We start from the raw sequence: 14,766 nt of genomic DNA, 5'->3' as shown, positions 1-14,766 counted from the left end.
AGGAAGGTGTGCCGGTGGCATCCCAGTTGAGGGTGGTCCAGGGTGGTGCCGTCCTACTGGAGCCGGTGACCGCCGATCCGTGGGAGTTCCAGGCCGACTGCGTTGAGGCGTTCGTTGCCTCATGGCGGGCTCGTGGGTTCAGTTCGGTGACGGTCGAGAACGACATCGGACTGCTGGAACGGACGCTGACCGCGCTGGGCCGGCCGGCGTGGGATGTCACTCCCGAAGACATCGACCGTGTCGTCGGCGACTTGGCCCTTGCCGGGCGGGCTGCCTCGACCCGGCGCGAGTATGTGCAGATCTTCAAGGGCTTCCACCGGTTCCTGCAGGTCCGCAAGGCCGTCGAGATCGAAGCCGGGTTCGGCGTCCGCCTGGTCTGCCCGGTCGATGAGTTCAACGCGGCCCGGCATGTCGGTGATGACTCCCCAGCCCAGCTGCCGCCGCCGACCCCCGAGCGGGTCGCAGAGTTCTTCGACTTCCTCAAGGCCCGGATCGCCACCGCCCGCAAGTACGCACCCGCCGCCCGGGACTATGCGATGTTCCGGACCCTCTATCACGCCGGCCTGCGCTCGGAAGAAGCGTCGCTTCTGGACCGCCCGGACCTCCACTTCACGCGGGGCCCGTTCGGGAAACTCCACGTCCGGTTCGGGAAAGGCGCCCGCACCTCCGGGCCCAGGCCGCGCTGGGTGCCGATGCTGGACGGGCTCGACCTCGTCTTGCGCTGGTTCCTCGACGACGTCCGCGGGAAGTTCCCCGACTCACCGGTGCTATTCGCGGACGAGTCCGGAGGCAGTCTGCACCGTGGGACGATCCGCAACCGTTTGCGCTATCTGATGGAACTCGAAGGCCACCCGGCGACCGACCGGTTCAGTCCGCATGCCCTGCGGAGGGCCTGCGCGACGCACAACTACGAGCGCGGTGTGGATTTGGTGGCAATCCAGCAGCTCCTTGGTCACTGGACGGTCAGTTCGACCATGAGATACGTCCGTCCCTCCGCGACGTTCATCGAGGATGCCTATCGCCGTGCGGTGACCACCACGCTTGGCGAACTGACCGCCGAGGGGGACAGCTCGGCATGAAGATCCGATGGCGTTTGCGGATGGCCGCCGCTCAGCGCGAAGTCTGGACCGGCACCCAGCTGAAGCGGCTGCTGGCCGAACGCGCCGGGCTGCAAATCTCCTCCGCGTCGGTGTCCGCGCTGTTCAGCAAAGAGCCCTCCCAGGTGAAGATGTCCACGCTGATCGCATTGTGCACCGCGCTGGACTGCACCCCCAACGACCTTTTCGAGGTCGACACCGCCCCCGTCGAACGTCCCGCGGCCCCGATTCGGCCGGTCGCCGACCTGCCGAAGGCAGTCTCCGCGCGGGGCCGTTCGATGCCGCCTCTGTGACCTGGAGAGGGCGGCATTGTGGGCGTCAAACAGAGCGACTGCACCGGCTGCGGAGCCCCGGTCGGCTTCATCGACCGGCACTACTGCTGCCGCTGCACTGCCCAACAGAAAGAGGCCGCGACCCGGTCCGCTTGTCCCCGGTGCGGCCAGCAGCGCGTCCTCCAAGCAGACACCGGCCGGTGCATCACCTGCTCACGCGTATGCACCGCATGCGGACACCCGGTGCCGAGCAAATCCTCGGCTCTCTGCCGCACTTGCATGCGGGAGTCCGAACGCGACGCCGCCAAGGATCCATGCCCACGCTGCAGCTGGCCCGGATATCTGCGCAAGGACACCGGCTGGTGCGGGCACTGCTCGCGACCCCGGCAGGCCAAACAGCCACCCCGTGCCTGCGAGCAATGCGGCAGAGTACGGAAACACGCAGGGCTGGGACTGTGCTCGGCCTGCTGGCAGCGCCACCCCGACCGCCCCTTCGTCCGAGCCGATAACCTCATCGCCGAACTCGACGCTCCCCCCGACTGGCTTCAGGACTTCACGACAGATCTCGCCGCCAAGTACTCCGTCGGCCGGGCCTGCACGGTGATCACTTCCCTCGGGCGGCTTCTCCTGGACAGCCAGCCCAACCTCCCCCAGTCCGTACTCGAACGCTCCCGCTGCCCGGGCCGCTCGATGGGCTCCCTCGCTCGTGCTTTGGAGACCTTCTTCACCAGTCGCGGTCTGGCCATGGCCACCGATCAGGCCGAGCGGCTCGCGGTCGGCCGCCGACAACGCCGCATCCTCGCGGTCCCCGACCCCCTGCAACCCGCAGTGGAGGCTTTCGCCGACTTCGTGATCCGTTCGCGTGAACGATCCCGACGTGCCGGAACGCTGCCCCGCACCGATGCCACCATCGAAGCCGCGCTTGCCATCGTGCGTGACCTCGCCCTGTTCCTCGTCGGTGAGCGCGGCAAACGGGACTGGGCACTGACCGACGTGCACGATCTCGAAGCTTTCCTGGCGGGCTCGCCCAAGGCCCGGAAGCGTCGGCTGGTGGTGCTCGGGCAGTTCTTCCGCTTCGCTCGTTCCCGGAAGATCGTCCTCATCGATCCCGCCCAAGGTCTGACAGCCCGAGGACCGAGCGGCTTCACCGGTGCGACGCTGACGCTTGACCAGCAACGTGTGCTGTTCCGCCGCTGGACAACGGATCCGGCCGTCCACCCGCACGAAGCCCTGCTGGGCATGCTCGCCCTGTTGCATGGCGCCTCAAGCCGCGAGGTCAAGATGCTGCAGGCCGTTGACCTCGACTTTCGCGCCCGCACCGTCCGGCTCGGCGACCGCCCGCATCCGGTTCCTTTGGATCCGCCGTCTTGGGCGGCAGTGGAACGCTGCCTGGCCCACCGCGAAGACCAGAAGACGGACAACCCGCATGTGATGGTCACCCGCCAGACGAAGTCCGGCCGGGGCCCGGCGTCCACCGCCCATGTCAGTCATGTCCTCGACGCCTGCGGCTTCCCGCCCCGCATGATCCGCTGCACTCGACTGCTCGACCTGGTCAACACCATGGGCCCCAAGCTCGTCGCCGCCGCGTTCGGCATGGACCCCGAGGCCACCATGATCTATCTCGCCGATCACGTCGACGAGGGGCGGCTCCCCCTTCCGGATGGCAGCCGAAATACCAGGAAGCCGCGCTGAAAACTCGTACAGAATTGCGGGCATGAGCGCCTTCTCTTGCACCAACTGTCAGCAGCGGATCAGTCCTGATCTCCGGAAAGTGCCGATGCCGCCGCCGGTCATCGAGGAAGCCCCGGGACACAGATTCCTGCCACCGCTTCTGGCGCATGGGTCGTATGCGGTCAGTTCCCACACTGGCGCACTGGTCCTGAACCCCGACGACATCATGGGGGTGACCAGACACCCTGACCCCAGGCGCCGCAACGGATGCTGTGGACTCGACGGCCTGGACGGCCCCAACCTCGTCTGCGGCAACTGCGGAGCGGAGGTCGCGACACAGCAGTCGGACTGCTGGTCTCAGCAGCTGATTGCCCTGATCCCTGACGCGGTGACCGAGATGGCCTCCCCATCTACTTGAACCCGTGAAGTTTCGGCACCACCTCGCACGGGTTCGCCGGAACATGTGCGCTTTGCCGAACGACTCGTTGGAGGCGATGGCGACGCTGTTCTTCTCCTCGCGTTCGGTCAGGACCTGGAAGAGGAGTTCGGCGCCACGGCGGTCGAGTTCTATGTAGCCGAGTTCGTCATGCAGAGGAGGTCGACGCGGCTGTAGCGGGCGATCGTCTTGGTCGGCTGCTTCTCGTCGGCGGCCTCGACGAGCTCGTTGACCAGCTTCGTCGCAAGTACAGACCCGGTAGTCGGCCATCGCTGCCTCGGTTCCCAGCGCGATCAGCATGTGGGATTTTCCGGTTCCGGAGTTGCCGATCAGGCAGAGCGGCTGGCTCTTCTTGAGCTATTCGTCTACAAGGTGAGCTCCTCCACCATCGGCCGCGCCATCAGCGAGATTCGCCCGCTGCTTGCCGAGCGCGGGTTCGCGGTGCCTGACCGGCCTGGTACTCGGCTGCGGACTCTGGCGGACGTGCTCCTATGCGGTGGCCGAGAACATCACATTGCGAATCGACGGAACCGAGACCCAGGTTCGCCGCCCGAAAGCGCACTGTCCCGGGCGCCGGGCCTTCATCTCCGGCAAGCGCAGGCAGAACACGATCAAGACCACCACGATCAGTGACCAGCAGGGCCGCACCGTTGGCCGGCAGCCGGAAGATCACGCGGAAACCGCAGGTACGAACCGTGCACTCGCGCTGAGCACCGTCCGCAGCTCGGACAGAACGCCCCGCCCGTCGTGGACCGGGCCTCCACCCGGACACAGGCCTCCGCCGCCTCGACCGCCACCACGTGGACGCCCTCAACCGATGCGAGCAGTACCTCTTCGAGCTTTATCCGTACTTCGTTCACGCCGAGGGTCGTCCAGCCCCCACTCACCGCAGGCGATTTCCGGGCGACATCGCACGGCATCCGCCGAAGATCAACAGTCACGCTATGTACGCGACCACAGGAAGTGGACCAGAGCCGCCACTGACCGACAAAGCCACCCCGCCAGGGCGATCACTCCGCAACACGTGGCAGCGTGTCCGTCATGAGCTCCGAACCGGTCCGCCACTCCGACCACGGCACTTGGCTCGTCCAGTTCACCAGCCGGGTCCTCGTGGTCTGCCCGAGGTGCGGTGGCCGCGCGCACGTCGTACCGCGACCCGGCCTCGCAGCGCCGAAATACTTCAGCGCCCTGCTCTTCCAACCCCGCCTCTCACCTGCGCCGACTGCGGCGCGGTCGCCAACTGGACGGCCGGGGAGCGGGGCGCCGGTCTGGTCGGCACCATGCCCGGCGGCAGCGAGGACCCCTGCTTCCTGCGGCCGCTGTGGCTTCAGACCGGCTGTGCGGGACGGATCCTGTGGGCCTACGACGAGGAGTACGGCGATGCCCTCGCCGTCTACGTGGACGCCCCGCTGCGCGAGCGTCACGCCTCCCCGACGATGACGATGTTCGCCCGGCTGACAGTCTGGATGAAGTCCGCGGAGCGCCGGTTCTGGCCGGCTTGGCAAACCTCCATGCCCTTGCTCAGCTCTCGACCCCTGCGGACCGCTCCGACGCAGCTCACGAACTGGGAGTCGCGGGCTGAAAGGCCCGCCGGTCAGGCGACCTCCCGGCGCTCGGGCGCCTTCCGCGCCTTCACCCCGCCGACGATGAGCGCCAGCCCCACGGCGACGATGCCGAGGTAAGCGGTGGACGGAAGGTCGACGACCTTGTGCATCCAGCCCCACTCCGTGCCGAAGATGGTCTGCGAAGCGAAGCTGACAAGCCCCTGGGCTCCTACGACGTAGCCGATGCTTTCGACGGTGTATCCGATGGTTGTTCGCACGGATCAACCCTCTCGCGGCTGTGCCGCAAGATCGTCCTCCGCAGGGCCGAAAACACAGTAGTCCAAAGGATGCAGTCGCTTGCGGAGAGCACCGGGCACAGCACCCCGCCGTGGCAGAGGAGTGGCCGACACCAGACGGCTCGAAGATCACGCCCTATGTCCAGTGCATGGGCCGTCGACCTTCCAGGCAACTTGCCTGTGTTGTGACGCACCGCGTCAGCAGTGTCCGTACCCAGAACGCCGACGAGGATCTACGGCTGGCTGCGGGCGTACTCCAAGCCCGGATCGGCATGCGATTGCCCGCGCAGTAGGCGCGCGGCGACCCTCCCGTGGGGAGCCGGGAGGGCGCTGGGCCCGGGATGGTCCGGAGCCACACCATAGGCACGCGGATGCGGCGGCCGGTAGGCATATAGCAGGGGCAGTTCCGGATCGCTGGCCCCAACAACGCGGGACTCACCAGCACCCGCTAGCTTGGCGCCACCAATCCGCCCTACTGCTGGGGGCTTGCAGTGAGCCTTCTGGATCATCCTCGCCACCCTCCTCGGCCACCTGTCCATCGCAGGCCTGATCAGTGCAGCCAAAGGCGCGGACGGCGCCAGCGTCATCGGCGATCTCGTGACAGGGGCCCTGCTTGCTCTCGGCTCCTTCGGCTGCGCCGTCAAAGCCCGAGCGCGGAAGGCGGATGTCCGCCCCAGACGTCACTAGCGACAGGTAGTTGAACCTTCGAATGTCACGGTTCGGACATACCTGCTCGCTCGCGCGCCCAGGCCCATACGGTGACTTGATTCGCACCAGTCCCGTGGGGGTTTTCGTGTCCAACCAGTTTCCGCCGCCGCCCGGCCAGCAGCCCCCGCCGGGATACGGGTACCCGCCGCCCGGCCAGCCGCAGCCTGGTTATGGCTACCCGCCGCAGCCGCAGCCGCAGCCGAAGAAGTCCAGCGCGGGGAAGATCGTCGGATTCTCGTGTCTCGGCGTGGTCGGTGTCGTCGTTCTCCTCGCCGCGCTCGGCGCTGCCGTCGGCGGAGGGAGTACCGACAAGGCGGGGAAGGAACCGGCCGCGGCGTCGGCTGCCACCTCCTCAGCTCCGGCGAAGGCTCCGGAGCCTGCTCCGTCGTCCGCAAAGCCGGAGAAGAAGGCCGCGGTCGTCGTCACGGCCACGAAGGCAACGTTCAAGCCGAGCATCCTGGCGCAGGGCGACTACACGAGCGTGTCGGTCACCGTCACCAACAACAGCGGCAAGGAGATCAGCGTCAATCCGCTGTACTTCGCGATCACCGACACCAACGGCACGAAGCACGTGGCAGAGCTCGCCGTCGACGAGAACCAGATCGACACCGTGAAGCTGGCTCCAGGCGAGAACGTCACCGGCATCATCACCGGCAAGGGCGACTTCACCGCAAAGACGGTGACCTACCAGGACGGGCTGATCAGCCGGGAGAGCTTCCGCGCCGACGTCTCCTAGGTGAAGGAGCGCGTGCGCCCTGCCCCCGGCCACACGGGGTAGGGCGCACCTCGAACCTCGGCTGCACCCCTCGGATCGTTGCAGCCAGCTCGCCGAGTGCGTCGAGGCTCCCCGACTTTTGTCCGCGGACAAAAGTCGGGACCTCGACGTATCTTCTCAACGCGTGAGGAAGAGGCTCGCGTGCTGCCTGCTGGCGGACCGGGACGCCGTGCGTCGGGCTCCCGCAGACGAGGTCGAGGCGTGCACGCACGAATAGCCGGCCCGCTCAGGCTGGAGGCACGGTCGATCCGATCAGACCCACGTCACCGTCCACCCGGTTACTCCGACCGGCGGCCGCAGGGTGACCCCACATCCGCAGGGCTGACTCGATACTCGGTGTGGACTTCTCGATAGGAGATGTGGTCGAGTTCCTGCGCAGGCTGGCTCGCAAAGGGGACTGGCCGCCGATCATGTGGCACGGTGGCAGGCCGACGATGTGGGCCAAGGCTCCGGACGGCGCGGCGTGAGACTTCTGGCCTTGCCGTCACCCCAGCGTGGACTTCGAGGACCTGATCAACCAGCCCGGCGACCGCTGGGCCGCCGTGTTGGGGAGGTGGACTATGTCGGCCGGCCGTGTTGGGGAGGTGGACTATGTCGGCTGGTGCGCCTGATCTGCGGCTATCGGGCCGGTTGGGACCCGCAGCCGTCTGCGGTCATCAGGTCTCGCAGCGCGCGGAGAGCGACCGGGTCGATTCTGCCCGGTACCGAGACGTCATCCCAGAAAGCCTGACGGGCCGCAGGTCCGCCGCTGGCCACCAGCAGATATCCGAGATGTGCCGCATGATGCCCGGCCAGGACGACGAGGTTCCGGTGCAGGGCGACGTGGAAGTCGTCGGGGTGGTCAAGCAAGGGTCCGGGCCCAGGCGGGCCGTTTTCACCATGTCGGTCAGGACATCGAGTATCTCCACGAGTCGGAGCCTGACAGGTGCTATGACCAGCAGTCCAACGGATTCAGGGGTGTCAGCCCGCTGCGGTCTGTTCGGCTCGGGCTCGGGTGCTGGCGAGGCTTGAGGAGTCGGTTCCGGTTTCGATTCACCAAGATCGACGACTCGGCTCCGATCGCTGCGTGGTCGCGATAGATGCCACCGGATCGAATGGCCTGACACCAACGGCCGATGATCACCGCTCCGGGTAAGACCGAGCGCCAGTGAGTCCTTTGGTCGGCTGGGTGCCCCGAGGTGTGGGCCCGAACGCTGTGGACTGTTCGGCCGAATCGGTGGCATCGTCAGCGATCGTGACGAAGCATGGTTTCCTGGCGCTGGCGCCGCAATACACCACGACATCCGAGCTGCTCTCGATGTCGGCCCATCGGCGGGGGATGGATGTGGAAGTACTTCCCGCCCATGGCGGTGCGGGCACTGCCATGGGGAGGCGTGGTGGCCACTATTATGGCGGCCCCGCTTTCGCGGCTCGCGTCGCGGATGCCCTTGAGGTCGCGCTCTTGGAGCCGTCGGACGACTGGCTGGCCACATTGCCCTACGAGTACACCGGACGGCGCATTGCCATGGCGAGCCTGGGCGAGGCGCGCTGTCTGTCCCGACCGGCGTTCGTCAAGCCGCCGAGTGACAAGAGCTTCCCGGCCGCCGTTTACGCCAGCGGTACTTGCCTCCCGACAGGGCCGGAGCTGTCACTGGACGTGCCAGTACAGATCAGCGACGTGGTGACCTGGGCAGCGGAGTTTCGCCTGTACCTCCTGGACGGCGAGGTCCGCACGGGTTCGCAGTACGCCACCTTCGGCCGTCTCGACGCCGAGCGGCTGGACGGGCACCGCTACGAAGACGCTGTCCTGGAGTTCGCGGATGATCTCTTGGCCACGTGCGGCAGTGGCCTGCCCAGCGCGGTGGTGGTGGACATCGGGCTCCTGGCCACACCTGAGCACGGCGCCACCGACGAGTGGGCGGTGGTCGAGGCGAACATGGCGTGGTTCAGCAACAGCTATGCCGCCGATCCTGATCGGGTCCTGGACGTCGTCCTGCGCTCAGCCGGTCCGCGGACGCAGATGGCTGAGCGAGACAGCCGGTTCTGCCGGAACATCGGGGACGCTCACCTCGCCGGCTGAAGTGTCGGCGTGATCAGTGACAACAACCGTGCCGACCCTACGATTGGTGCCCGGTGCCGTGCCGATCTGGTGACAGCTACTGTGCACCACCTACGCAGATCCCGAGGATCAACGGCCATCCGCCGCCGCGCCGTTGCCGGTCGCTCCCATGTCGGCCTGCCGGTCATCGAGCACCAGCCGTCATCGAGCACCAGCCGTCTTCGGTCCCAGCCTCCCCGGTGAACGCAGAGGCGTCGCCCTCCACCCCGACACGCTCGGGATGAAGCCGACCGCCTTCCGTCCCGAACGGCCTGACACCTCGGCGTGCCGACGGCGGGCGGCCCGTGGGAGCCAGCCCACTACCACTACCACTACTGCACGGGCCGGAGAGCAGTTGTTCGGCCGGTTCTCCCGGATGGCCCCGCCGTTCCGGGTGATGGTGCCGGCCGCCTTGGAAATGCCGCCTTCGTCGTCTGCCCGGTTGTGGGTGACAAGGTCGTGAAGCGTCCCGCGAGGCCCGACATGAGGGTTTCGGTCATCGCCGCCAGAGCGATCGTCCCGCAGCGGGCGAAACACCGGCGTGCGGGACGTTTTTATCCGCTGGGGAGAAGCTTTCTCCGGAGCAGCGCCGTGCGCGGTAGCCTCCGCAAACGGGCCGCGCTCCGGAAGAACTTCCGAACGCGCCTGTTCGGAGCGTGCCGCACTGGAAACGACCGGCACGCGCGGCCCGCGGACACCAAGGACCTGCCGTAGACGGCGCACCGCGCACTGCCTGGAGGGACACACGTGAAGGACTCGAAGGACAGGCTGGAAGCACTGCGGGCCGAGATCGAGCGCCGCAATCCCGCGCAGCCCGAGTTCCACCAGGCGGTACGGGAGGTCCTCGAGACCCTGGCCCCCGTCTTCACCGCCCGGCCCGAGTACGCCGACCCGGCCGTCGCCCTCGTGGAGCGGCTCACCGAGCCCGAGCGGCAGATCGTCTTCCGCGTCCCGTGGCAGGACGACCGGGGCCGGGTCCACGTCAACCGCGGCTACCGCGTCGAGTTCAACAGTGCGCTCGGACCGTACAAGGGCGGTCTGCGCTTCCACCCGTCGGTGGACATCGGCGTGGTGAAGTTCCTCGGCTTCGAACAGATCTTCAAGAACGCCCTGACCGGCCTCGGGATCGGCGGCGGCAAGGGCGGCAGCGACTTCGACCCGCAGGGCCGGTCGGACGCCGAGGTCATGCGGTTCTGCCAGTCCTTCATGACCGAGCTGCACCGGCACATCGGAGAGCACACCGACGTGCCCGCCGGGGACATCGGTGTCGGCGGCCGTGAGATCGGCTACCTCTTCGGCCAGTACCGGCGCATCACCAACCGCTGGGAGGCCGGCGTCCTCACCGGCAAGGGCCAGGGCTGGGGCGGCTCCGCGATCCGGCCGCAGGCGACCGGCTACGGCAGTGTGCTGTTCGCCGCCGAGCTGCTGGCGGTCCGGGGCGAGTCGCTGGAGGGGCTGACAGCGGTGGTCTCCGGCTCCGGCAACGTCGCGCTGTACACGATCGAGAAGCTCCAGCAGCTTGGTGCGAACCCGCTGACCTGCTCGGACTCCCATGGCTACGTCGTCGACGACAAGGGCATCGACCTGGCCCTGCTCAAGGAGGTCAAGGAGGTCGAGCGCGGGCGCGTGAGCGAGTACGCGGAACGGCGCGGATCCTCGGCGCGGTTCGTGCCCGGTGGGCGGGTCTGGGAAGTGCCGGCGGACATCGCCTTCCCTTCCGCCACGCAGAACGAACTGGACGCGCAGGACGCCCGTACGCTCGTCGCCGGCGGGGTCAAAGCGGTCTCCGAGGGCGCCAACATGCCGACCACCCCCGAGGCCGTACGGATCCTGCAGGAGGCCGGGGTCGCGTTCGGGCCCGGCAAGGCCGCCAACGCGGGCGGGGTAGCGGTCAGCGCCCTCGAGATGAGCCAGAACGCCGGCCGGACGGCCTGGAGCGCGCAGCGGGTGGAGGACGAACTCGCCGCCATCATGCGCTCGATCCACGCCGTCGCGTACGAGACCGCCGAGCGGTACGGCGCCCCGGGGGACTACGTCGCCGGCGCGAACATCGCCGGCTTCGAGCGGGTGGCGGACGCGATGCTGGCGCAGGGCGTCATCTGATCCGACGATCACGCCGCGCTCGGATGAGCCGGGCGGGCGGCCTGCCGCGCTCGTGGGAGTTCGAGATGACGGAGACGGTCGTCACCCGCCCCGACGCCGCGGTGGGTAGGTGGGCGGGCGGCCGGGTCCGGGCTGGTTCCGGCGCCGGACGCGGGGCAGTGGGGGAGGCCGCCGACCCCTCACTCCGAGGAGGGGTTCGCGCGGCCCTGCACGGCCCGGCTCACGTCATCGGGCTCCCTGCTCACCGCCGCCGCTGGGCCGCCGAATGCAAGAGGATCCTGGCCAAGGTCGACAAGGAGGCGCCGGCCGGCTGGGGGTCAACCCCGACCGGGGGCCTGAAAGCCCGCGGCTGGCCCGGGACAAGTGCGTGCTTGGAAGAGCCTGGTGGCTGCCGCCTGCGAGGTGCACGCCGGCCTCACCGGCGACAACGCCTGACCCGCGCGGTCCCGGGAGCCGGACATTCCACGGTGTCCGGCTCCCGGGCGGGGGGCGACCGCGATGGTCGTCCCGGCTCGGGGGCCGCGGCTTTGGTGTCAGTGGGCCGGGCTATTCTTCCGGGCACCGCACACCGATCGTGAGGACCACCAGAAGTGACCGGCCTGTCCGCCTTCCCGCTGCCCTTCCAGACCTCCCGTTCCCCGGCGTTCGCGACGCCCCGGACGCTGCGGGAGCTGCAGATGATGCAGTGCAGCTCGCACCTGCGCGCCAAGCCCGTGTGGTTCGACAAGATGAACGACGCCGACATCGTCGCCAGGTGGACGCAGGAAGCGGTGGCGCAGGGCCTGACCGAAGCGCAGGTGCGCTACATTCTCGCCGAGCTGGGGCACTACGCCGCGTTGCGGGACGCGCGCACTGGCATCGAGGTGTCCGCGGTCGACGGGGTCTGGCAGTCGGACACCCTCGTCGACGAGCAGCTCAGGTCCCGATTGCGTGAGGCGGTCCGGGTCCTGGAACAGGTGCCCGAAGCGGAGCGGGACTGGCATCCCGGATCCGACGGCCAGGTGTTGGATCTCGTGCACCCCTCACTGTTCTGCCTGGTGAGGGAGGCGAGCGGAGGGCCCGAGCGGGCCTGGCAGAACCCGACGAACCACTACTCGAAGTACGAGTTCTCGGAGAGGTTCCAGTGGCTGCCCACGGACGTCGACGTCAGTGACGACGGGGCCGTCGCCTTCCGCTCGTACGTCAATAACGTCCACCCCGAGGCGCATCGTGCACTGGCGTCCGTCCTGCCGGACGTGTTCGCGCGCCTGCGCCCCCTGTTCGAGAACGTGCTCACCGATCTGCGGCACCCGCGGCCCCTGCGGATCGAGGCCGATCCCTACGGCTGGTACGACTCGGAACCGGAGTATCCGCGCCAGTCGTCCTACAGTGACAACGAGACCTACATGGATGCCCGCGCTGCGTGGGAAGAGGCCTATGAGGCCTGGTGGGAGAACCGCCGCCCGATCGTCCCGGACGCCCCGGCCTTCATCCCGCCTGCACTGCCCGACGCCTCCGCCCGGGTCGACCTGCGCGGCCGCCGGCTCCAGGTCATCGTCAAGCTCGCCACCGTCCACCTCACCCCGGACGAGCCCGAATACCCCGGCGGTTCCTGGCACGTCGAGGGCATGCTGAACGAGCGGATCGTCTCGACCGGCATCTACTACTGGGACAGCGAGAACATCACCGAGAGCCGGCTGGGATTCCGGACCGCACTCGACGACCCGCACTATGAACAGAACGACGACGCCGGGCTGCGCGAGGTATATGGCCTTCAGGACGAGGACGCGCTGAACCAGGTGCTGGGCTCGGTACCGACCCCGGCGGGCCGCTGCCTGGTGTTTCCCAACGTCCTGCAGCACCGCGTGGACGCGTTCCGCCTCGCGGACCCCACCCGCCCGGGACACCGCAAGATCCTGGCGTTCTTCCTGGTCGACCCGGCGGAGCAGATCGTCTCGACCTCCGACGTACCGCCGCAGCAGCCCTGGTCCGACACATCGACCATGACGCTCGAGCAGGCCAGGACGTACCGCGAGGAACTCATGAAGGAGAGGAAGTTCTTCGTCGACGAACACAACGAGCAGCTCTACGAAAGGGAGTTCTCCCTCTGCGAGCACTGAACCGTGAACGGCGCGACGCCTTCCCCGGCTGGCTGCATTCCTACAATCACCACCGCGGACACACCGCGCTCGCAGGCAAACCACCCGCCAGCCGCGTCCCCAACCTCACAGGGCAATACACCTGGTGGCATCTCGCCGTGTCGGACTGCCGTCTGTGACTGAGCACCGCATCTGTCCCATGAGCAATTGGACTTGGCGTCTTGTGCATTGCCCTCGTCCTCCGGCTGGGACATGCGGCGGAGTGCCAAGCCCATTGGTTTCCGCAGGTTGGCGATGAGTGGCACCGGCGAGGCCCGGCGATTTTTGACCGGAGCGCGAACGCCCCGTGACCTCGGCGGAGCGACGTGACGGGGCGTTCTCGGACCGGCCGTCCGGACGGCTGCCGGCTGCCGGCTTCCGGCTACCGGCTCAGCGACCTGAGCGCCGCCGCGTCGTACGGCTTCAGCTCGTCGAAGCGGTTGCCGAGGACCTTCGCCGCCCACTGCGGGTCCTGGAGCAGCGCCCGGCCGACGGCGACCATGTCGAACTCGTCGCGTTCCATGCGGTCCAGGAGGTTGTCGATGTCGCCGAGCGCCGCACCCTCGCCGACGAAGGCGCGGATGAAGTCGCCGTCGAGGCCGACCGAGCCGACGGTGATGGTCGGCCGGCCGGTGAGCTTCTTGGTCCAGCCCGCCAGGTTCAGGTCCGAGCCCTCGAACTCCGGGAGCCAGTAGCGCCGGGTGGAGGCGTGGAACGCGTCGACGCCCGCCGCCGCCAGCGGGGCCAGGATCGCCTCCAGCTCCTCCGGGGTCTGCGCGAGCCGTGCGTCGTAGGCCTCCTGCTTCCACTGGGAGTAGCGGAAGATCACCGGGAAGTCGGCCGGGACGCGCTCGCGGACCGCGGCCACGATCTCCGCGGCGAACTTCGTACGGGCCACCGCGTTGCCGCCGTAGGCGTCGGTGCGGCGGTTGGTCCGCTCCCACAGGAACTGGTCGAGCAGGTAGCCGTGAGCGCCGTGCAGTTCGACGCCGTCGAAGCCGATCCGTTCGGCCTCCGCGGCGGCGTCGGCGAACGCGCCGATGACGTCGTCGAGGTCGGTGCGGGTCATCGCCTTGCCGGTCCCCTCGGTGCCGTCGACGCGGATGCCGGAAGGGCCGACGGCGGGGGCGTCGGCATACGGTGCCTCGCCCTGCTTGCGCACCATGCCTATGTGCCACAGCTGCGGCACGATCGTGCCGCCCGCCTCGTGCACGGCCGCGGCGACCTTCGCCCACCCCGCCAGCTGGTCCTCGCCGTGGAACCGCGGCACCCGGTCGCTCTGCCCGGCGGAGTCGTGACCGACGTAGGTGCCCTCGGTGACGATCAAGCCCACGCCCGCGGCGGCCCGGCTGGCGTAGTACGCCTGCACGTCCTCGCCGGGCACGCCGCCAGGGGAGAACATCCGAGTCATCGGGGCCATCACGATGCGATTGGGGACGGTCAGGCCGTTCAGCTTGACGGGCCGGGACAGGATCTCGGCCGCGCGGGAGGCGGTGGACGTGGTGACGGGCATGCGGGTCCTCCGGGTTGAGGCTGTGGCTCGTCGGGTGACAACGAGGAGTGCATAGTACACATGCTATGTATCATGCATATTGCCGCCCGGCCCTCGCGCGGAGCCGTCCGCAGGCCGAGCCGTGCAGGGGGCCGACGGTCCGCTGGTTCACAGGTCC

At 68.3% G+C, this 14,766-nt stretch carries 11 protein-coding genes and 1 pseudogene; 9 read left to right on the top strand and 3 right to left on the bottom strand.

What is annotated here, in order from left to right; translation table 11 throughout:
* The first annotated feature begins 14 nt into the window (after positions 1-14).
* The 4 genes from ACFCZ1_RS04315 to ACFCZ1_RS04300 all read left to right on the top strand — a co-directional run bounded on the left by ACFCZ1_RS04315 (position 15) and on the right by ACFCZ1_RS04300 (position 3,458).
* The gene (locus tag ACFCZ1_RS04315; RefSeq protein ID WP_376676828.1) at positions 15-1,079 is read left to right on the top strand and encodes a tyrosine-type recombinase/integrase; all 1,065 of its coding nucleotides are present in this window, start codon (positions 15-17) and stop codon (positions 1,077-1,079) included.
* Positions 1,080-1,099: 20 nt separating this feature from the next.
* A complete protein-coding gene (locus ACFCZ1_RS04310; RefSeq protein ID WP_376676827.1) occupies positions 1,100-1,390 on the top strand; it encodes a helix-turn-helix domain-containing protein in 291 nt (96 codons plus the stop codon).
* A 690-nt stretch (positions 1,391-2,080) separates the two neighbouring features.
* The gene (locus ACFCZ1_RS04305; RefSeq protein WP_376677099.1) at positions 2,081-3,061 is read left to right on the top strand and encodes a tyrosine-type recombinase/integrase; all 981 of its coding nucleotides are present in this window, start codon (positions 2,081-2,083) and stop codon (positions 3,059-3,061) included.
* A gap of 22 nt (positions 3,062-3,083) precedes the next feature.
* Positions 3,084-3,458 carry a hypothetical protein gene (locus ACFCZ1_RS04300; protein ID WP_376677111.1) on the top strand — a complete coding sequence of 125 codons (375 nt, stop codon included), beginning with the start codon at positions 3,084-3,086 and terminating at the stop codon, positions 3,456-3,458.
* A 108-nt stretch (positions 3,459-3,566) separates the two neighbouring features.
* Here ACFCZ1_RS04300 and ACFCZ1_RS04295 read toward each other — a convergent pair.
* Positions 3,567-3,776: pseudogene (locus tag ACFCZ1_RS04295) on the bottom strand (AAA family ATPase); the annotation flags it as partial.
* Between the two features lie 1,294 nt (positions 3,777-5,070).
* Positions 5,071-5,298: a hypothetical protein gene (locus ACFCZ1_RS04290; protein ID WP_376676826.1), complete on the bottom strand. Its 228-nt coding sequence runs from the start codon at positions 5,296-5,298 to the stop codon at positions 5,071-5,073.
* Positions 5,299-6,109: 811 nt separating this feature from the next.
* Here ACFCZ1_RS04290 and ACFCZ1_RS04285 point away from each other — a divergent pair.
* The 5 genes from ACFCZ1_RS04285 to ACFCZ1_RS04265 all read left to right on the top strand — a co-directional run bounded on the left by ACFCZ1_RS04285 (position 6,110) and on the right by ACFCZ1_RS04265 (position 13,078).
* Positions 6,110-6,760 carry a DUF4352 domain-containing protein gene (locus ACFCZ1_RS04285; protein ID WP_376676825.1) on the top strand — a complete coding sequence of 217 codons (651 nt, stop codon included), beginning with the start codon at positions 6,110-6,112 and terminating at the stop codon, positions 6,758-6,760.
* 377 nt (positions 6,761-7,137) lie between these two features.
* Entirely contained in the window at positions 7,138-7,266 is a 129-nt protein-coding gene (locus ACFCZ1_RS04280; protein WP_376676824.1) for a hypothetical protein, read from the top strand.
* A gap of 830 nt (positions 7,267-8,096) precedes the next feature.
* The gene (locus ACFCZ1_RS04275) at positions 8,097-8,858 is read left to right on the top strand and encodes an ATP-grasp domain-containing protein (RefSeq protein ID WP_376677098.1); all 762 of its coding nucleotides are present in this window, start codon (positions 8,097-8,099) and stop codon (positions 8,856-8,858) included.
* Positions 8,859-9,623: 765 nt separating this feature from the next.
* Positions 9,624-10,979 carry an NADP-specific glutamate dehydrogenase gene (gene gdhA, locus ACFCZ1_RS04270; protein ID WP_376676823.1) on the top strand — a complete coding sequence of 452 codons (1,356 nt, stop codon included), beginning with the start codon at positions 9,624-9,626 and terminating at the stop codon, positions 10,977-10,979.
* A 590-nt stretch (positions 10,980-11,569) separates the two neighbouring features.
* Positions 11,570-13,078: a DUF4246 domain-containing protein gene (locus ACFCZ1_RS04265; protein ID WP_376676822.1), complete on the top strand. Its 1,509-nt coding sequence runs from the start codon at positions 11,570-11,572 to the stop codon at positions 13,076-13,078.
* A 400-nt stretch (positions 13,079-13,478) separates the two neighbouring features.
* Here the strand turns inward: ACFCZ1_RS04265 and ACFCZ1_RS04260 are convergent, their stop codons facing one another.
* Entirely contained in the window at positions 13,479-14,609 is a 1,131-nt protein-coding gene (locus tag ACFCZ1_RS04260; RefSeq protein ID WP_376676821.1) for an NADH:flavin oxidoreductase, read from the bottom strand.
* Positions 14,610-14,766: the final 157 nt, after the last annotated feature.

The organism is Streptomyces sp. NPDC056224 (assembly GCF_042267665.1).
In the GTDB taxonomy this organism is placed as follows: Bacteria; Actinomycetota; Actinomycetes; order Streptomycetales; family Streptomycetaceae; genus Streptomyces.
Note: the sequence above shows the minus strand (reverse complement) of the source record. Positions and strands in the feature narration are given on the sequence as shown.

Coding starts and splice junctions, on each gene's coding strand:
- ACFCZ1_RS04310 (WP_376676827.1), top strand. CDS start 1,100: ATGGCCGCCGCTCAGCGCGAAGTCTGGACCGGCACCCAGCTGAAGCGG.
- ACFCZ1_RS04300 (WP_376677111.1), top strand. CDS start 3,084: ATGAGCGCCTTCTCTTGCACCAACTGTCAGCAGCGGATCAGTCCTGAT.
- ACFCZ1_RS04275 (WP_376677098.1), top strand. CDS start 8,097: ATGTCGGCCCATCGGCGGGGGATGGATGTGGAAGTACTTCCCGCCCAT.
- ACFCZ1_RS04260 (WP_376676821.1), bottom strand. CDS start 14,609: ATGCCCGTCACCACGTCCACCGCCTCCCGCGCGGCCGAGATCCTGTCC.